We start from the raw sequence: 18294 nt of genomic DNA, 5'->3' as shown, positions 1-18294 counted from the left end.
GTCACAAAGCGTGCGGCCAAGCCCGCGGCACCGCTCCAATCACGGTTGGCATGTCATGAGCAAGTGCGCTTGGCTTGATGTGCGTCTCGCACGGTCAGAAGGTGACGTGTCGGCCAGGCCCCCTTCCCATCACTCTCACCGCACGACATCGAGCCGGACGTTCGCGACGCCTTTTCCGACCATGCCGAGCGTCTGCGCGGCGGAATAGGAGACGTCCACCACGCGCCCGGATACGTAGGGGCCACGGTCGTTGACCCGCACGGTCACGGAGCGCCCGGTCTTGACGTCGGTGACACGGAGCTTGGTGCCGAACGGCAATGTCCGATGCGCCGCGGTCAGCTCACGCCCGTCGAACTTCTCGCCACTCGCGGTCTCCTGTTCCTCGCTGTAGAAGCTCGCGACTCCCTGCGAGGCGACCCTGCTATCGTCCTTGCGAGGAGCGTACGGTGTATGCCGGCGCGCCGCGGCAACCCGCGTTCGCATCGGAGACGACACCGTTCGCACGTGCTCGACAGATGCCGGTCGGCTCGCGAGCGCCTGCGACCGCTGACTGACGACGGAGGACTGTGCGCAGGCCGCAAGCGAGGCGGCACCGAGCATGGCGGCAAAAAGACGGAAAGTTTGTCGCACACGCGGTAACGAGGCCAGAGACGCAACGCGCAGCGTGCGACCCTTGACGCCGGCGTAGGAGGTAACGGCACCGTCCCGTGGCATGTTGCATCCCCAACTTGCGCCCCAGCCCAAGCCGAAAATTCAACTATGCCTATCAGCGGAATCCAATCGGGCGGAAGGGAGGCGCGCGGCTGTGCCAACCGGCTCCTACGACACGATTTCCACTCGGGTGTGTTGATCGCGCCACAATTTTCACTCAACCGTCACGCCGGAGAGCAGCCTGCGATGCGCTCTACTCCGAACTCGCCTTCTCATCGGAATGAGGGGCAGTTTGCATTGGTGACGAACGTTGCGGTGAGACACCGCAGGTGCTGGTCGCACAACCGACGAACACGCGCAAACTTGAACGATGGAGCTCGCCTCGCCGCAATGGCTACGCACGCCCCTTGAGCCACCCCCCGCAACGGCTTCGATCCAGGTTCCCGAAACACACTCGCCATGTTCGGCCCCAACCTCTCCATCCTCTCGCCTTGCTTTGGTCAAACCGGACTGGAGTCGTGTGGTGGGTCAGGGATCGTTGACACATCACGCAAATTTCGCCGGCCGCCGGTTGCGGTTTGACATTGGACAGAACACGGGACCGCCAATGCAATCCACGCTCTCCATGAAAGACGCCGATCCGCACGATATCTTCGCGATCGAACCCGAAATCACGCCGGTTGCACGTACAGAGAAGCCCACGATCGCGCCTGATGCCGCAGCCTTTTCGGCGTATCGCGACTCCGGACAGCTTGAGCCGCATTTCGGTCCGGCCGCAACAATGGCCGCTCCTATGGAGCCATCTGCCCGCACCTTCACCCTCGAAGACCTCATGCAGGAGAACGTCGATCACGATGATCTCAAGCTCACGGACGCGAGGCCGTCGCGCCTCCGATGGGCGATCCGCGCGTTCTTCTTCGTGTTCGCGATCGGCAGCGCCGTCGCGGCCGCCGCGTGGGAGCACTACGGCGATCGCGCGAAGCAGATGGTCGCGGGGTGGACGCCGAACGTCGCGCCGCTGTCGTCGTTGCTGACATCGAAATCAGCGCCGGCCGCCGAACAGACGAACGCAGCCGCGGTGCAGACCGCAGCCGCTGATCAAGCTGTCCGACAGCCCGAGCCTGCGGCGCCACCGCAGGAAGCCGCGGCCGCCGCAGCGGCTCCCGCCATGACGGTTCCAGCAGCGGCGCCTGCACCGGAGGCACCTGCGCTGGCGGCGGCGGCTGCCGCGGAGCCCGCACCTGATCAGACGCAGCTTCTGCAGTCGATGACGCACGATCTCGCGTCGATGGGGCAGCAGATCGAGCAACTCAAGGCGAGCATCGATCAGCTCAAGGCAGGCCAGGATCAATTGGTTCAGCGTATCGCGAAGCTGGCCGAGGCAAAGCCTGCCGACGCCAGGCCTGCCACGGTCAATCCTGCTCCGCCGCCGCGCCCGCGCGCCTCGACGCTGGCGCCGCGTGCGGCCGTGACGCCACCCCCGGCGACGCCGCGCCGGCCGGTCCAGGCTTATGTGCCTGCTCCGCAGTCCGCGTCGGCAGCGGCGCTGCCGCCGGCTGTCGCCGCACCCGCACAGCGGATGGCTCCGCCGCCTGCCCAGTCGCAGCCCTTGCCCGCGACGACTGATCTCGATGACGAGCCGGTGGTGCGCCCGCCGATGCCCCTACGTTGAGGGCATCGGAGCGGTTTCCCTCGCGGGACAAGCGCGAAGCGCTTGCGCAGAGATCATGCCCAAGAACAAAGGGGGCGAGATATCATGATGCGATCTGCATGGTCGCATCATGATCAAGCGCGCTGGCGACTGCGTTCGAATGGAGGAGAGATCAACCGCGCGCTGTGAATGACTCCAGCGACACGCTCTGTCCTGGCGGCAGCACGACCACTGTCGCGCCGGTCTTCACCCGCTGGTAGAGATCGATGACGTCAGTATTGGTCATGCGAATGCAGCCCGACGAGATCGCCTGCCCGATATATTCAGGCTGGTTGGTGCCGTGAATGCGATAGAGCGTGTCCTTGTTGCCCTGGTAGAGATAAATCGCTCGCGCGCCGAGCGGATTGGCCGGCCCTCCGGGGACCCGCGAAGGATACGGCCCGAGCCGGGCCTGAATTTCGGCGGTCGGAATCCAGTCCGGCCACTCCGCCACACGGCCAACGGTGGCGACGCCAGAGAAGGCCATCGCCTCCTCGCCGACGGCGACGCCGTAGCGGATCGCTTTGCCCTGGGGCAGCACGTAGTAGAGGTAGCGTTTGTCGGTATCGACCAGGATCGTGCCCGGTTGCTCGCGGCGAGTGTATTCGACGATGTGACGCTGATACTGCTCAGGGATGCTCGCCCTCGCATAGGGCGGATGCGCCAGCAACTGCCGATCGCGTGTCGTCATAGCAACATCTGTTGCAGGCGAGAGCGTCGCCTGCATGCACCCGCTCACCGCGAGCGCTCCCATCAGCACCATCGCGAGCCCGGACTTCGACACGGCTGTATCTCCCCCTGCGTCAACTTGAGGCAGTTGCGGCCGAAATCGCGCCAAAATCGTGGCGACGCAACATGGAACACGTCTGTTTGATCGGCTCCTTCAGCGAGTGTGTCCCTTCGGTTGCACTGGGGTTCAGCGGACGCTAGCCTTCCGGAAGATTCAGGAGGATTTGATGCGCTATGTCCCGGTCCTGATCGGCCTGCTCGTTGCGGCAGCACCGGTCCACGCCGATCCACGCTCGACCTACGTCACGATGGTGCTGCAGGCCTTTGCCGCGAAGGTCGAATGCCCCGGTACCGATCTCGTCTATCAGGACCTGGTGCAGAAGGCGCAGGAGATGCACCTGCCCGACGGCACCACCGAGAAGGTACGCAAGGCGATCGCCTTCATGCACACCGGCGGCAAGATGGGCGAGAAGCAGGACGACGAGTTGATGTCGGAAGTCGCGATCGCAACACAGTCAACCGACCTCGACCAGCGCCGCCTTGGCATGACGACGTGGTGCCACGATCAGAAGGGGCGACTGGCAGGCTTTATCAGGACGAAGGAGTGACTGCCCGGTATCAAATCTCGCCAAACTCCGCCGGCGCGAACCAGTTGGTCAGCGACAATCCCCCGTCGACCACTATCGACGCACCGGTGACGTAGCGGGAGAACTTGTTGGACAGCACCGCGAGCGCCATCGGAGCAAGGTCCTCTGCCTGCCCGAGTCGGCCGAGCGGAATGTAACTTGCGAGCGCGGGGTCGGCGACGAAGCCGCCGGCGGCGATCGCACCGGGGACGAGCGCGTTGACGCGAATGCCGTAGCGGCCCCAGCTCTTGGCCAGCTCTTTCACCAGCATCGCCATGCCGGCCTTTGCCGTCGAATAATGCGGCAGATTGCGCGGCGTCCCCGCATGCAGCGAGGTGAGCAGCAGGAACGATCCGGGCATCTTGGCCGCAATCAGCTTCCGCGCCAATCCACGCGACAGATGAAAGCCGGCGTCGAGATTGACCGCGTGCATCCGCCGCCAGGTATCCGCATCGACCGCCATCGTATGATCAGCCTCGCGGCGCGGCGGCGAGGCGCTATGCACGAAATGCGTCACCTGACCAAGCGCGGACAGCGCGTGCGCGATGAGCGCATCGCAGCCCTCGCGCGCGGCAAGATCGCCAATCCAGGGCACCGCGAGTTCCGGCCGCGGCGCTGTCCTGATCGCGGCTGCGAGCCGTTCCTCGCTCACGTCGGCGAACACCGTGCGTACGCCTTCGCCGACCAGCGCCTGCGCAATCGCGCGTCCGATGCCGTTGCCGGCGCCGGTGACCAGCGCTGCGTCCTGTGCGGGATCGAACGGCGCGTTGAAGAGGTTCATGCTCTAACGACTCCCGAAGACCATAGTGCTATGATCAATATGGCGGCGCCTTCCGCGCGCGTTGCGCCTTGGCCGCTTCGATCCACCACGCGAAATCGTCGGCAAAGCGCGGAAAGGCATTCTCCAGTGCCTTGCCGCCCTCGCCGATCGGCCTGCCCTCCGCCGACAACGTCTGCGCGATGGGACCCGCGGCGATCGTGCTGGATACCACCACCATGCCCATCTCCGACAGCGTGCCGTGCCAGGCGGTCGCAGCCCGCGCACCGGCAAGACGACCGGCCGAGTAGCTTGCAATGGCTGCGGGACGCCAGAACCATTCTTCGAGGAAATGATCCGTGAGGTTTTTCAACCCGGGTTGGATGCCCCAATTGTATTCGCCGGTGACGAACAGGAACCCGTCGGCGTTGCGGATCTTTCCTGCGAGCATCTCGAGCCCCGCCGGCGCCTCGCCCTTCGGATATTCCTTGTACATCCGGTCTAGCATCGGTAAGCCGATTTCCCTGGCGTCAATCAGTTCGACATCGTCGCCGCGGGCGCGAAGACCCTCAACGACGAAATGCGCGAGGCGGATGCCCATACGATCGGAGCGATAGGAGCCGTAAAGAACGAGGATGCGGTGGGTCATGACAACCATCCTATCATGGTCGCGATCGCGCGGTCCTGCGATGCATCACGCGGCCCGCGTTCGCAAGCGTTAACTGCTGTTTTGGCTCGTTTTCCAAGCATTAAGCAATCCTCTACCGCGGATCCGCCCTGGCCAAAAATTGCCAAATTCATTTTCGGAAATACGGGTCGCTTCGAAAAGGAGAACCCGACATGCGGATCGCAAGGTTGGTTTTCGCAGGCTCGCTCGCAACCCTCGCTGCTGTTGCCACTCCGGCGCTGGCGAAGAGTTCGGAGCGGCAGAAGGCCGACGACAAGTCCACCACCCCGACATCCTCAACCTGTCAAGCCTACCAGCAGGCGGCCGACGGCAGCTGGACCCAGCTCCCCTGCGGCGAGATGGGTTCCGATGGTTCGACGCAGCATCGCGCCGTGACCAAAGGCGACACCGAGGACGAGCACTGAGGCGGGCTGCAGCGGCCGGAAAAGCTTGAATCTCCGGATTCCGCCCACGGTTGACAGGGTTCGGCCTGCGCTACGCCGTAGCGTAAACCCAGGATTAATGCGCACCCGGTACGGTTGAGGTCCCCACTCCTCACTCGTCACGAACGGCGCACAGCACATGAAAATCGGTACTTTTTTGACGGCCGCGATCATTTCACTATCCGCGGTCGGCGGCGGGCTCGCAGCCTATGTCGCAGTGACCAAGTACCAGACAATGGACAGGATCTCCATCGCCCAAAGCAGGCTCGAGATCGTCCGCGCCGTCGGCGATATCCCGCGATACATGAACCCCGAGCGAGGTTATGCCATCAACATCCTGTTCGGCACGAGCGCGACTGATCAGAAGCAGATCGCCGAACTCGACAAGCTGCGTCAACTGACCGACGGCGCGCTCGCCAGGGTCGACCGGGTGCGCACCGAGCTGCCTGGCTCGCTTGACGACGGCGAGGCTGTTGCGAGCGCGATCGATGCGCTGAAGGTGAAGTTTGCCGCGCTCCGCGGCGAGATCGCAGCAGCCATCGCTGGCCCGGTCGACGTCCGTCGTGCCGCAGGCACCAGGATCGTCGCCGACAATTCCGTCTTCAACGCCGGCGTGACGACGCTGCTTGACGAGCAGGTGCGCGGGCTCGCAGGTCTCGACGGCAACGCTTACCGGCAGGCCAACTACGCTAACGTCGCCTGGACGTTGCGCGACATCGGCGGCCTCAATGCCAGTCTCCATAAGGCGCTGGTCGGCGCCAAGCGCGTCGCGACCGATGCCGAGAAAGCGGAGCTCTACCGTAGCACCGGCAGGACCGATCAGATCCTTTCGACCTTGCAGGAGCTCCGCAACAATCCGGCAACGCCTGCGAACGTTACGGCGGCACTCGGCAAGATGCAGGCCGACTTTGTCGAGCGCTTCGGCAAGGCGCTGAAGCTTGCCAAGGAGGGCGCGGTGTCAGGCAGGTACGAGCAGGACGCCGATGCCTATTACGTCGAGTCGCAGATCGGCCTCGCCGCCATCGTCCTCGTGCGTGACGCCTTCTACGACAATGCCGAACAGGGGCTTGCCGCCGCCTATTCCTCCGCGTGCTTGAGCTTCGCTATCGCTCTGACCGGGCTGATTGCATTCGTGGCCGCGAACGCCGGCCTCATCGTCCTGGTTCGCCACCGCATCCTCAACCCGATCGCTGCCCTCACAGGCCGCATGTCGCGTCTCGCCGCAGGTGACGTCGCCGAGGCCATTCCGGGCGCTGCGCGCAATGACGAGATCGGTGCCATGGCTGCCGCCGTACAGGTGTTCCGGGACAACAAGATCGAAGCCGATCGTCTCACCGCCGAGAAGGAAGCCGAGAACGAGGTAAAGATGCGGCGCGCCCGCGTGCTCGACGATCTCACCCGGACCTTTGAGGCAAAGGTCAGCGAACTCGTTGGCGGGCTATCATCGGCATCATCGGTGATGGAAGAGACCGCGCAGTCGATGTCCGCGACCGCCGCCGCTACCAACCGCCAGGCCACCGTGGTGGCCGCGGCCTCCGATCAGACCTCGACCAACGTGCAGACGGTGGCAAGCGCGACGGAGGAACTGACCTCGTCGATTTCCGAAATCGCACGCCAGGTGACGACGTCGACCGAGATCGCCGCGCGCGCGGTCGAGCATGCCCGGCGCACCGGCGATACCGCGCGCTCGCTGGCCGACGGCGCACAGAAGATTGGCGACGTGGTGACGCTGATCCAGAACATTGCCGCCCAGACCAACCTGCTCGCGCTCAATGCCACCATCGAAGCGGCGCGCGCCGGCGACGCCGGCCGCGGCTTTGCCGTAGTCGCGTCCGAAGTGAAATCGCTCGCCGGGCAGACCGCGAAGGCAACCACGGAGATCTCCGAGCAGATTGCGGCGATCCAGGCCGCGAGTGACGAGACGGTCACCGCGATCCGGAACGTCGTTGATGTCATCACGGAGATCGACCAGATCGGCACCGCGATTGCGGCAGCGATCGAGGAACAGGGTTCGGCGACCAAGGAGATTTCGCGCAGCGTCCAGGAGGCCGCGCGCGGCACGCAGGAGGTCAATTCCAATATTTCCGGCGTTCAGCGCGCCGCCGACGATACCGGCGATGCAGCGGCCCAGGTGCTCGGCGCGGCTGAACAACTCTCCGCGCAATCGAATGATCTCGCGGGTCAGGTCAACCGCTTTCTGTCCGAGGTCCGCGCGGCGTAATGTCAGCAGGCGAGCCGATCAATCAAACAGATGGCGGCAGTGTCGCGCCTCATCTCGATCCCCGCCACCTTCCCGATCACTCGGCGAAGCCGACATAGCGGACGAAGTCCCCATTGGCTTCGCGGTCCGACCGCACCGTATTGGCGGCAAAGCTGTCGTCGGGATAGCCCATGGCGACGCAGGTCATGATCACCTCGTCTTCGGGAATACCCGCCACCTCGCGCACGATATCCGAGCGCATGATGCCTTGGCCGTTGATGACGGTGCCAAGCCCGCGATCCCAGGCGGCGAGCACGATGCCGTAGCAGAGCGCGCCGAGATCGAAATGGCAGACCGCGCCCGGATCGAGGATCCGGTAATAGGTCAGTACCAGCGACACCGGCGCGTCGAACTGACGGAAGCCGCGCAGCACCCAATCCTGCCGCATCGGCCTGTCGTCGCGGGCAATCCCCATGGCGCCGAACAGTTTCTTGGCGATATCGATCTGACGGCCGCGATGGACGCCCTGATATTCGCCATGACTGACGATATCGCGCTTCGGCCTGGCGCCCGCGCTCATCTCCTCCATGTTGCGCCGGCGCACCTCGTCCAGCGGCGCTCCCGTGAGGACATGGACGTGCCAGGGTTGGGTGTTCATCGAGGACGGCGCGCGCTTGGCCACGCCGATGACCTCCTCGATGGTCGTCCGAGATACCGGTTGCTTCTTGAATCCGCGCACGCTCCTGCGTGTCTGTACCAGCGTCTCGAATTCCATTCCCGCAATCTCCGTTGTTTCCAATCCGGCCTCGGATATTCTCTCCGGTCCGGCCGGGTATTTAATCGACAAATTCGGCCCTGGGAACTTGATCGGACCAGAAATCCGATATCCAATCCCGTCACTGGTTTGGTTCAGGGAGAAGCCCAAATGAAGCGGATTTTCTTGGCTGCCGTCATCGCGACCTTCGCGGCCGGTTCGGCCTTTGCGCAGGACGCCTCCTGCGAAACAAAGGCTGTGGGCAAGGACGGCAAGCCACTCGCCGGCGCGGCAAAAACCTCCTTCATGAAGAAGTGCACCGTGGATGCCTGCGCGGCCAAGGCGGTGGGCTCTGACGGCAAGAAGCTCGCCGGCGCGGCCAAGACCTCTTTCATGAAGAAATGCGAGAGCGGCGCCTGATCCCCTGGCGCCGTCGTCCCTCCAGCCACGTCTGGCGCGACCGCCTCCCGGCCGTGGCCTCGCCGCCCGCGCCAGGCGAATGGCATGAGGCTTTGACCGTCCCGCACCGGGAACCAGCACGGCATGGCGACGTTTCATAGAGTGCCTAAACCGCTGTTCTGGAAGCGGTTACGTCCTCCTGCCTCGTCGAGACTCATTTTGCGTCGCATTGCTCACTTCAGCACGACCCCAAGTCAGGCAAGTAGCCGTGACCTTGGATGACGCCGAGGACCTGCGGCGGCGCATCAAAGCGCTCGAAGCGGAAAACGTTCGTCTCGAGGCGCTCGTCGCCGCCGACGTCAGCAGGCGCAAGCGGACGGAAATGGCTCTGGCCGAGCGCGAAGAACGCTACCACACGCTGTTCGATTCCATCGATGAAGGCTTCTGCATCATCGAGTTCATCGACGGCCCACACGGCCCGCTCAGCGACTACATCCATGTCGAAGCCAATCCCGCTTATGCCCAGCATGCCGGTATCCCGAACGTCGTTGGCCGCAAAGTCCGGGACATGGTGCCGGACGAGGCCGACGGATGGGTCGAGCTTTACGCCGGCGTGCTGCGCACGGGGGTACCCGTCCGGTTCGAGCGCGAGCTGATCGCGACCGGACGCCATCTGGAGCTCGCCGCGTTTCGCATCGACCCTCCGGGCCGCCGTCAAGTCGCCGTGCTGTTCCAGGACATCACCGCACGCAAGGGCGCCGAGGCCGCGCTGCAGCAGCTCAACGAGACGTTGGAGGCTCGCGTTGTCGAGGCCATTGCCGAACGCAAGATTCTGGCCGACATCGTCGAAGGCACGAATGCGTTCGTCCAGGTCCTCGACAATGAGTTCAATTGGCTCGCGATCAACAGTGCTTCCGCGGGCGAATTCGAGCGCATCTTCGGGGTGCGGCCCAAGGCCGGCGACAACATGCTCGGCGCGCTCAAGAACCAGCCCGAACATCGGGCAGCTCTTGCAACGATCTGGCAGCGCGCGCTCGCCGGCGAGGAATTCATCGAGATCGGCGAGTTCGGCGATCCAAGCCGCGACCGGCGTCACTATGAAATGCGGTTCAACGCGCTGCGCAATGTCGGCGGAGAGCAGATCGGCGCCTACCAGTTCGCCTACGACGTCACGGAACGGCTGCGCGAGCAGGCGCGGCTTCTCGACGCCGAGGAGGCGCTGCGCCAGTCGCACAAGATGGAAGCGGTCGGACAGCTCACGGGCGGCATCGCGCACGATTTCAACAACCTGCTCACCGGCATCATCGGCTCACTCGAATTGCTCCAGACGCGGCTGAGCCAGGGACGGCTGTCGGAGATCGATCGCTATGTCACCGCGGCGCAGGGCGCCTCCAAGCGCGCAGCCGCCCTTACCCATCGCCTCCTCGCCTTCTCGCGCCGGCAGACGCTCGACCCGAGGCCGACCGACGTGAACCGTCTGGTGATGGGCATGGAGGAATTGATCCGGCGCACCGTCGGACCGCAGATCGCGCTGGAGGTCGTGACGGCCGGAGGACTATGGCCGGCGTTGATCGACCCGTCGCAACTCGAAAGCGCGCTGCTTAATCTCTGCATCAACGCGCGTGACGCCATGCCGGAGGGCGGACGCATCACCATCGAGACCGCCAACAAGTGGCTGGACGACCGCGCCGCAAAGGAGCGCGACCTGCCGCCCGGCCAGTATCTCTCGCTTTGCGTCACCGATACCGGCACCGGAATGACGCCCGACGTGATCGCGCGTGCCTTCGATCCCTTCTTCACGACGAAGCCGATTGGACAGGGCACCGGGCTCGGGCTCTCCATGATCTACGGCTTCGTGCGCCAGTCGGGTGGACAGGTGCGTATCTATTCCGAAGTCGGGCACGGCACGACCATGTGCCTTTACCTGCCCCGCTACTATGGCACTGCCGCGGACGCCGGCGCCGGCGACGATCGGGCCGAGGTCGTGCAGGCGCAAACCGGCAGGACGATCCTGATCGTCGATGACGAGCCGAGTGTGCGCATGCTGGTGATCGAAGTGCTGGAAGAACTCGGCTACGCCGTGCGCGAGGCGAAGGACGGTCCGACCGGTCTGCGCATGCTGCAGTCAGGCGGCCACATCGATCTGCTAATCACCGATGTCGGTCTCCCCGGGGGCATGAACGGCCGTCAACTCGCCGACGCCGCCCGCGTCACGCGGCCTGACCTCAAAGTGCTCTTCATCACCGGCTACGCGGAGAACGCCATCATCGGCAATGGCCAACTCGGGCCTGGTATGCGGGTGCTGACCAAGCCCTTTGTCATGGATACGTTGGCGCGGCGTGTGCTCGACATGATCGGCGAGCAATAGGCGATCAGGACGAGACGCCGGAACGCACGCCCCTGCCGGCGATGGCGGCAACTTTTCTTCGTGTTGCCGTAAATCATCTTGAACTGCTCGGCCGGACGGATGCCTTGGACCGCACAACGAGTGCATTGGCGACCGTTAAGAATTCGTTCAGAACTGTGGCTCTGGAACCGGTCAGTTTACAAATGCCGGAGCAAGCGTCACTTCGGGCGCGCCGCCGCCAGCGTCTCGGAGGGTGATTCACCAAACTGCGACCGGTAGCTTCTGGAGAAGTCGCTCAGGTGCCAGAAGCCAAACGCCAAGGCGCTGGCCTTGACGCTATGCGTGCCGGCAAGCAGTTGCTGACGGACCAGCCAGAGCCGCCGCAGGCGCAGATAGCGGTGCAGGCTCATTCCGCGGTATCGCTGCACGGCGTCATGCAGCGTGCGCACGGACACGCCGATCTGCTTGGCAAGCTCGCCACTATAGATCGGGTGAGCCACGTTCCCGGCCAGCACGGCGCGAGCATCGTTAAAGACCTTGAACTGACGCGTCGAATTGGCCCGTGCCGTCCACTTTGCCGGCACGATTTCGGAGAAGGCCTGGTCGATGACCGCCAGCAGGGATTCCTTGACAGCCTCACCCGTGACGTCGGCCATCGCGGCCTCTGACGTGACGAACAGGACCTGGCGCACCGCTTCGCGCAACCGGTCCTGCGCCGCCTGGCTGATCTCGTGGACACTGAAATTGAGACCCGCGCCGGGCCAGCCCCGATCGAGCATTTCAGGCGTGAAGATGATCGAAACGTATTGGCGCGGCGTCTTCTCCACGGAGGTGTAGAAGGCGCCGCTATGGCCGATCACGATCACTGCCCGATCGCGCTCGACGCCGTTGAATCGAATCGGAACGCCGTCGTCCATCGTGAATCCGACGGCCGTGGTATCGGGCGCGAGCTGCGCGTCAATGATCCGCGGGAACGACCGGGTGTAGTTGAGGTCGCACCCGGGCAGGCTCAGGATGACCTGCTCTGCCGAGATCCTGCGCGCGAGCGGCGTGAAATCCACGTCGAGGTTTCTGATCGAACTCCGAAACGCGTCGATGTCGTCAAATCGAAATACTCTTGGCACCTGAAATGGTGCCATCGCACCACCGTTCATTTGAGATGATGTTGAGAAACACCGCCCGCTGCAGCGCAGCATGCGCCACAGTCATTATCCAAGTCTCACTCTGCGAATCGTCCCACTTCCAATTCGACCAGTTGCGGCAAAATCGCCTAAAAACACAACGTGAGAAACGGTTGTCCCTGCCGATTTTCGATAGTCTTTGCCTTATGTCCCCATCAACTTTTATAGCGGGCATTAACGGCTCAGGGCCAAAAATAACTGCGGGAACATAAACATATTGTCTGTCGCGGAACGCGTTCTGGGTACCGCTGTGACTGCCATTGCGACTGAACTTATTGCAGAGCTCGATCATGTTGTGAAATCTGGCTCGCCGGAACGGCGCGTGCGGATCTTGCGCCAGGTGGCCAGCCTGTTTCTTGCTGACGTCGAGCGGCTGAACGAACACCATATCGACGTGTTCGACGACGTGCTCGTGCGCCTGACCGAAAGCGTCGAGACACGGACCCTGACCAAGCTCAGCGGCTCCATTGCCGATGTGCGTTCCGTGCCCAGAGAACTGGCGCGGCGCCTCGCCCATCACGAAGATGCCGATGTCGCGGCGCCGATCCTGCTCAAATGCGCCTCCCTGTCGAACGACGAACTGATCGACGTCGCCAAGGCCCGCGGCGAAAGGCATCTGGTTGCAGTCGCAGGGCGACGAACGCTTGGCGAAAAGCTCACCGATATTCTTCTGATGCGCGGCGAGAGCGGCGTCTGCCGCACCTTGGCGAGAAATCCTGGCGCACAATTTTCCGCCGCCAGCTTTGCCATCCTGGTAGACGCGGCTGAGCGAGACGACGACGTTGCCCATTCCCTGGTGATGCGCGATGATCTGCCGCACGGCGTCCTTAACGATCTCATCGCCAAGAGCACCCCGGCCGCTCAAGCTCGGCTGCTCAAGGCCGCGCGTCCGGACATGCAGGATGCGATCCGCAAGGCGATCGATGCGGGTACCGCCCGCGCCCAAGCCAAGAAGCCGGTGCCCGTCGACTATACGGAAGCGAAGGCCGCGGTCCTCGCCCTCAACAATGCCGGTCAACTGAACGATTCAAGTGTCAACCGCTTTGCGGTACGGCGCGATTACCGCCACCTCGTTGCAGCGCTGGCGCAGCTCGCAACTGTCCCGACCGCAACCATCGAGCTGTTGCTCGAGCACAGCGACATCCACGGCCTCGTCGTCGCCTGCCGAGCCTCCCGCCTGAACTGGACCACTACGGCGGCCATCGTTAACAGCCGCAAGGCCGGCCCGGCACTCTCACGAGAACATCTCGAGCAGGCCAGGGAGATGTTCGAAACCCTTCCACTCTCGAACGCACAACGCCTGATCCGGTTTGGTTCGATCAACGAGTTGACCGCGAACCCACCTTCCGCGGCAGGAGCGACCTGATGTCATATGGCGACCGAAAATCGGAGCGCGTTCGCCTCGAAAACCGCTATCCCGTCAACCTTATGGCGGTGGACGGCACCTGGCGTCGCAGTTGCGTCCTGCTCGACGTCTCCCAAACCGGTGCCCGGCTTGAAGTCGATGGCACGCTGGAGGTGCTGCAGGCGCAGGAATTCTTCCTGCTGCTCTCCTCGCGAGGTCTGGCCTTCCGCCGCTGCGAGCTGATCCGCGTCGATGGCGCCGAGGTCGGCGTGAGGTTCGTCGAGGAACGAAAGAAAAAGGGACGAGCCGTCATTGCGAAATGAAGGCGGCGGCATTCATCAAGTCTGGGGAACTGCCCGAATGACCATGCAGAGAGTGACGAGCATTACGGTATCGACGGAGTCAGCCGAACCGCTGCGCGGAATCATCGAGATCGACTGCGCCGATGCGGCGGCGAAATTCGAGATCAACGAGGAGCTTGCCCTTCAACTTTGCAGCGATCTCGAACGATTCCTCACCCAGGTCACGCGCCGGTCGCGCGACGTCCGGTTTGGGTGACCCGCACTTCGATGCCAGGAGGCCGACGGGCCATTTCGATGCCGATTTACGTTCTCGCCGATAGCCGCTCCAAGCTGTCAGCAGTCAGTGGCATGCTTGGACGGGCATTCGAGGTCAGGTCCGATCTGCTTGATGCCGCCCGGTTTAGCCACAACGACATCGACGCCGTCATTGTCAGTGCGGACTTGCGCCTGATCGACAACATCACGGCGCTGAAGGCAGCCTCTGACAGGCTCACGCGCATCCCGAAGCGCATTTTCATCATAGACCAGCGGAGCCGCCTCGCCACGGTCCAGGCCTACGCGCTCGGCGCGACCCACGCATTCGTCAATCCGGTCAAGCCAGCGCAGCTCCTGGCGAAGCTCGCCGACATCGACGCGCCGTCGATCGTTTCGGACGAACCGACCAACACCGCTGAGGAGGCAGCGTCCGCAGGTGCCGCCAGCATCGCGACGATGTTTTCGGCAGTGATCAGCGGCGAGGCGATCGACGTTGCGGACGCCAGGCGCGCCGGCGGCAGGATCGCTGACAGCATCGCGGAAAACGGCCTCTCCGACTGGCTGACGGCGGTGCGCCGCCATCATGAAGGCACCTACCAGCACTGCCTGCTGGTGACCGGCATTGCCGTCGATTTCGGCCTTAGCCTCGGCATGGCCAAGACCGACATCGAACGGCTTCACTCGGCCGCGATGTTCCACGATATCGGCAAGGCCAGGATCCCGCTTGCAGTGCTGGACAAGCCGGGCCGGCTCGACGAGGCCGAGCGCGCGCTGATCGAAAGCCATCCCATCGCCGGATACGACGTGCTGAAGAGCACTCCGGGCATATCGGCCGAAATCCTCGATGCGGCGCGTCACCATCACGAATATCTCGACGGCAGCGGCTATCCGGACGGCCTGTGCGCAGGGAGTATCTCGGACCTTGTTCGCGTCCTGACCATTTCAGATATCTTCGCCGCGCTGATCGAGCAGCGGACCTACAAGCCGACAATGCCACGGGAGAAGGCGTATGAGATCCTTCTCGACATGAAGGGAAAGCTCGAGCGGCCGCTGGTCGCAGCATTCCGGGACGTCGCGCTGAGACGCTGACGTCGCGGCCGCGCTATTCCCGCTTGAAACGGTAGTCGAAGCGGTCGCCATCCGCCTTGATCAGGCCGACCGTCGGCGCCGGGAAATGGATCGGCAAGATCAGCGTGTCCGTCTCCGCGACGGAAGCAAAGAACTTCCGCCGGGACACCGCCGACTGCTTCGGGTCCCAATCGGGCCTGGCCGACCAGTCCGGCTCACGGCACTGAATCACGTGATGCATGAGGTCGCCGGCAACCACCGCGCGCTGTCCCTTGGAGAAGATATTGACGCAGCAATGGCAAGGCGAATGCCCCGGCGTCGGCGTCAGCGTGATGGTGTCGTCAAGCGCATAGTCGTTATCGACGAGCAGCGCCTGCCCCGCCTCGACAATCGGCAGGCAGTTGTCGCGGAACACCGTGCCCGGCGGATTTGCCCCTTTGGCATTCTCAGCCTCCCAGGCCGCATATTCGCGCTTGTGGAAGACGTATTTTGCATTCGGGAAGGTCGGCACCCAGCGCCCGTCGCGCAGCGTCGTGTTCCATCCGGTGTGGTCGATATGCAGATGGGTGCAGAACACATAGTCGATCTGCTCGAAGGAGATGCCGAGCGCGAACAACTCGTTGCGCCAGCGCTCCTTGCCCGGGAAGTCGAACGGCGGCGGATGGCCCTTATCCTCGCCGGTGCAGGTGTCGACCAGGATGGTGTAGCGCGGCGTGCGGACCACAAAGGTCTGGTAGGTGATCACCATCATGCCACGCACGGCGTCGAACACCTCCGGCTCCATCGTCGGCAGGTGATGTTTGAACACCGCGTCGTCATAGGCCGGGAAGAAATCCTGCGGCCGTCGCCATGGCCCCTCCCGCTCGATCACTGCGTCGATCGTAATGTCGCCGATCCTGATGTGCTTCATGGCCGTTTCTCCCGTTTTGGAAGATCGTACCGGGCGGCGCAGTGCCCCACAAGCGGAGCACCATGCGGCGCGCCGTGCGCCTTCTGCATTGCTGGCGCGGTAGCCGTGCCGCAAATTCATCCGAAATGCTGCTCATGCTGTGCCGATGATCGACCGCGCGCCACAGCTTGCCCTCCTGATGCTCGCGGCATTGCCGGCATCGGCGGCCGCGGCCGCGCCCGACACGGTGTTCTTCCCGAGCGCCGACGGCAAGACCGAGATCGTCGCCTATCTGTTCAGGCCGGAAAGACCAGGCCCGCACCCCGCGATCGTACTGCTGCACGGCCGCGGCGGGCCCTACTCGATCAACGTCAACAGGGAGTGCACGCTGGTGTCGCGGGCCAGCCCGTCCGCCGCCTGCAACGCGAATGGCCTGTCGAGGCGGCACATGATGTGGGGACAGTATTGGACGGACCACGGTTACGTCGCGCTGCTGCCGGACAGCTTCGGCCCGCGCGGCAAGGCCCACGGCTTTGGCCGCTTTACCCACGACGATCCGGATCGCACCGACGTCAACGAATTGACGGTGCGGCCGCTCGATGCCGAAGGCGCCTTGAACTGGCTGCGCAGCCAAAGCAACATCATTGGCAAGCGCATTTTCCTGCAGGGCTGGTCGAACGGCGGCAGCACGACGCTCAATGTGATGCAACGACAAGGCGCAGTGAAGTCGGGCTTTCGTGCGGCGCTCGCCTTCTATCCCGGCTGTGGGCCGGACGCATTGCTGTCGCAGACACTCAGGTCAGCCGCACCCATTGCCATGCTAATCGGCTCGGATGACGAGGAAGTGTCGCCGCAGAGGTGTCAGGACGTGGCTCAGCGATCCATCGCCGCCGGAAGCAAGATCGACGTCCTGCTCTATCCGGGCGCGACCCACGATTTCGACGACCCCGGCCGCGGTCGCCAATCCAATCCCGCCAACGCTGCGGCGCTGGCAGACGCGCAGAAGCGCGTGATCGGCTTTGTGGAAGGTGTACGGGACTAAACGGGTTCCGCTCAGGATGAACGAACGACCGGTTCACCGTGGAAACGGCGATGCAGCTTTTCGCTAACTCCGAAACTGATTTCGAGGACGAGCCTTGGACCGCTTTTGGCCAGCGAGCCCGTGTGGAATCCAAAAGGATCCTCGGCAAAACCGAAACCTTCAGGGCCTGTCAGCATGACGATCGCGTCCCGGCCGTAGATGCGCTCGATTTCCTGCGAGGACTGACCGACCAGCAGTGTGAATTGATGTCGGAGTACGCGTTGCCGGTGACTGCCTAAGACGTAGACATGCGGACCCGTATCTTGATCGACCGCCTCGATGTAGAAAAAGTACTTGATCATTCTCCAATCATCCAGATCGAAATGAAACCTGTTCTGAGATGCCAGATGAAGATCGTAGTCGTTAGCTCTCGCGCTCGGAAAGCTCCACCACAGCCGGGTCGCGGTGACGCGCGCCTCGCCTCCCAGGTAGTTCTGAGCGATCTGCAGCAAGAGCGGATCTTTTTGCACGCGACGGGCCGCTTCACAATCGAGCACGCGTTCGAAGAAGTGACCAGTCAGAATGGCCTTGCCGGTCGCCAATTCGGCTGCCCCGTGGTCTTGGGCAACCAGTTCGAACTTGCGGTCGAAATTGCCAAAACAGGGCGTGCGCCGGGCAAACGAGGAGATCTCCGACCTAACGGCTGCTGGAAGCCTGAAGCCCTGAAACAGTCCGTCCTGTCGTAACCGTTCCGATACCTTCTCGGCGGGAACTTCAGGAAAAAGTGTGTTTGTGAGATCGAGTTGCCCTGGTGCTGTTTTGAACTTCCACGCCAGCTCACGAAACAACATTACGCGTCCCAGCGCAAACATCGGCAACCATCGTGGATTCTCCTTGATGTCAGCGATGTGCGTCGGCAAGCGTTTGAACATTCGGCCGATTCTTGAAACCATCCCGTCAGCTCGCTGCG

General features: G+C 63.4%; 20 protein-coding genes. 11 read left to right on the top strand and 9 right to left on the bottom strand.

What is annotated here, in order from left to right:
* Positions 1-135: 135 nt before the first annotated feature.
* Positions 136-714 carry a septal ring lytic transglycosylase RlpA family protein gene (locus tag JQ553_RS06790; RefSeq protein WP_212499130.1) on the bottom strand — a complete coding sequence of 193 codons (579 nt, stop codon included), beginning with the start codon at positions 712-714 and terminating at the stop codon, positions 136-138.
* 544 nt (positions 715-1258) lie between these two features.
* On the opposite strand from JQ553_RS06790, the gene JQ553_RS06785 reads away from it, so the two are divergent.
* On the top strand, positions 1259-2323 hold the full coding sequence (locus JQ553_RS06785; RefSeq protein WP_212499129.1) for a hypothetical protein: 1065 nt from the start codon (positions 1259-1261) through the stop codon (positions 2321-2323).
* A gap of 151 nt (positions 2324-2474) precedes the next feature.
* Here the strand turns inward: JQ553_RS06785 and JQ553_RS06780 are convergent, their stop codons facing one another.
* A complete protein-coding gene (locus tag JQ553_RS06780) occupies positions 2475-3125 on the bottom strand; it encodes a L,D-transpeptidase (protein WP_312015093.1) in 651 nt (216 codons plus the stop codon).
* A 172-nt stretch (positions 3126-3297) separates the two neighbouring features.
* Here JQ553_RS06780 and JQ553_RS06775 point away from each other — a divergent pair, with 172 nt between their 5' ends.
* Positions 3298-3678, top strand: a complete 381-nt coding sequence (locus JQ553_RS06775) for a hypothetical protein (RefSeq protein ID WP_212499128.1) — start codon at positions 3298-3300, stop codon at positions 3676-3678.
* A gap of 10 nt (positions 3679-3688) precedes the next feature.
* Here JQ553_RS06775 and JQ553_RS06770 read toward each other — a convergent pair whose 3' ends face one another.
* Both JQ553_RS06770 and JQ553_RS06765 read right to left on the bottom strand, forming a co-directional pair.
* The gene (locus JQ553_RS06770; RefSeq protein WP_212499127.1) at positions 3689-4477 is read right to left on the bottom strand and encodes an SDR family NAD(P)-dependent oxidoreductase; all 789 of its coding nucleotides are present in this window, start codon (positions 4475-4477) and stop codon (positions 3689-3691) included.
* Between the two features lie 34 nt (positions 4478-4511).
* The gene (locus JQ553_RS06765; protein ID WP_212499126.1) at positions 4512-5102 is read right to left on the bottom strand and encodes an NADPH-dependent FMN reductase; all 591 of its coding nucleotides are present in this window, start codon (positions 5100-5102) and stop codon (positions 4512-4514) included.
* Between the two features lie 191 nt (positions 5103-5293).
* Between JQ553_RS06765 and JQ553_RS06760 the strand changes: the two genes are divergently transcribed.
* Both JQ553_RS06760 and JQ553_RS06755 read left to right on the top strand, forming a co-directional pair.
* A complete protein-coding gene (locus tag JQ553_RS06760; protein WP_212499125.1) occupies positions 5294-5545 on the top strand; it encodes a hypothetical protein in 252 nt (83 codons plus the stop codon).
* 157 nt (positions 5546-5702) lie between these two features.
* On the top strand, positions 5703-7784 hold the full coding sequence (locus tag JQ553_RS06755) for a methyl-accepting chemotaxis protein (protein ID WP_212499124.1): 2082 nt from the start codon (positions 5703-5705) through the stop codon (positions 7782-7784).
* Between the two features lie 76 nt (positions 7785-7860).
* Here the strand turns inward: JQ553_RS06755 and JQ553_RS06750 are convergent, their stop codons facing one another.
* On the bottom strand, positions 7861-8538 hold the full coding sequence (locus JQ553_RS06750) for a nitroreductase (RefSeq protein ID WP_212499123.1): 678 nt from the start codon (positions 8536-8538) through the stop codon (positions 7861-7863).
* 150 nt (positions 8539-8688) lie between these two features.
* Here JQ553_RS06750 and JQ553_RS06745 point away from each other — a divergent pair, with 150 nt between their 5' ends.
* A complete protein-coding gene (locus JQ553_RS06745; RefSeq protein WP_212499122.1) occupies positions 8689-8937 on the top strand; it encodes a hypothetical protein in 249 nt (82 codons plus the stop codon).
* Positions 8938-9184: 247 nt separating this feature from the next.
* A complete protein-coding gene (locus JQ553_RS06740; protein WP_212499121.1) occupies positions 9185-11284 on the top strand; it encodes a PAS domain-containing protein in 2100 nt (699 codons plus the stop codon).
* Positions 11285-11481: 197 nt separating this feature from the next.
* Here the strand turns inward: JQ553_RS06740 and JQ553_RS06735 are convergent, their stop codons facing one another.
* Positions 11482-12324: a helix-turn-helix domain-containing protein gene (locus JQ553_RS06735; protein ID WP_312015092.1), complete on the bottom strand. Its 843-nt coding sequence runs from the start codon at positions 12322-12324 to the stop codon at positions 11482-11484.
* 40 nt (positions 12325-12364) lie between these two features.
* Positions 12365-12736 (bottom strand): hypothetical protein, encoded by a 372-nt coding sequence (locus JQ553_RS06730; RefSeq protein ID WP_212499734.1) that lies wholly within the window; start codon positions 12734-12736, stop codon positions 12365-12367.
* Between the two features lie 30 nt (positions 12737-12766).
* On the opposite strand from JQ553_RS06730, the gene JQ553_RS06725 reads away from it, so the two are divergent.
* Genes JQ553_RS06725 through JQ553_RS06710 form a run of 4 tightly spaced genes read left to right on the top strand, consistent with a single transcriptional unit; the run spans position 12767 to position 15435 of the window.
* The gene (locus tag JQ553_RS06725) at positions 12767-13810 is read left to right on the top strand and encodes a DUF2336 domain-containing protein (protein WP_212499120.1); all 1044 of its coding nucleotides are present in this window, start codon (positions 12767-12769) and stop codon (positions 13808-13810) included.
* Positions 13810-14112 carry a PilZ domain-containing protein gene (locus tag JQ553_RS06720; RefSeq protein ID WP_212499119.1) on the top strand — a complete coding sequence of 101 codons (303 nt, stop codon included), beginning with the start codon at positions 13810-13812 and terminating at the stop codon, positions 14110-14112. The genes JQ553_RS06725 and JQ553_RS06720 overlap by 1 nt, the downstream gene beginning before the upstream one ends.
* A 37-nt stretch (positions 14113-14149) precedes the next feature.
* Positions 14150-14347 (top strand): hypothetical protein, encoded by a 198-nt coding sequence (locus JQ553_RS06715; RefSeq protein ID WP_212499118.1) that lies wholly within the window; start codon positions 14150-14152, stop codon positions 14345-14347.
* Between the two features lie 38 nt (positions 14348-14385).
* A complete protein-coding gene (locus JQ553_RS06710; RefSeq protein ID WP_212499117.1) occupies positions 14386-15435 on the top strand; it encodes an HD-GYP domain-containing protein in 1050 nt (349 codons plus the stop codon).
* Between the two features lie 13 nt (positions 15436-15448).
* Here JQ553_RS06710 and JQ553_RS06705 read toward each other — a convergent pair whose 3' ends face one another.
* The gene (locus JQ553_RS06705) at positions 15449-16324 is read right to left on the bottom strand and encodes an MBL fold metallo-hydrolase (RefSeq protein ID WP_212499116.1); all 876 of its coding nucleotides are present in this window, start codon (positions 16322-16324) and stop codon (positions 15449-15451) included.
* Between the two features lie 145 nt (positions 16325-16469).
* Here JQ553_RS06705 and JQ553_RS06700 point away from each other — a divergent pair, with 145 nt between their 5' ends.
* Entirely contained in the window at positions 16470-17345 is an 876-nt protein-coding gene (locus JQ553_RS06700) for a dienelactone hydrolase family protein (protein WP_212499115.1), read from the top strand.
* 11 nt (positions 17346-17356) lie between these two features.
* On the opposite strand, the gene JQ553_RS06695 is transcribed toward JQ553_RS06700, so the two are convergent.
* Positions 17357-18256 (bottom strand): hypothetical protein, encoded by a 900-nt coding sequence (locus JQ553_RS06695; protein ID WP_249144013.1) that lies wholly within the window; start codon positions 18254-18256, stop codon positions 17357-17359.
* Positions 18257-18294: the final 38 nt, after the last annotated feature.

Source organism: Bradyrhizobium lablabi, from assembly GCF_018131005.1.
GTDB lineage: Bacteria > Pseudomonadota > Alphaproteobacteria > Rhizobiales > Xanthobacteraceae > Bradyrhizobium > Bradyrhizobium lablabi_D.
Note: the sequence above shows the minus strand (reverse complement) of the source record. Positions and strands in the feature narration are given on the sequence as shown.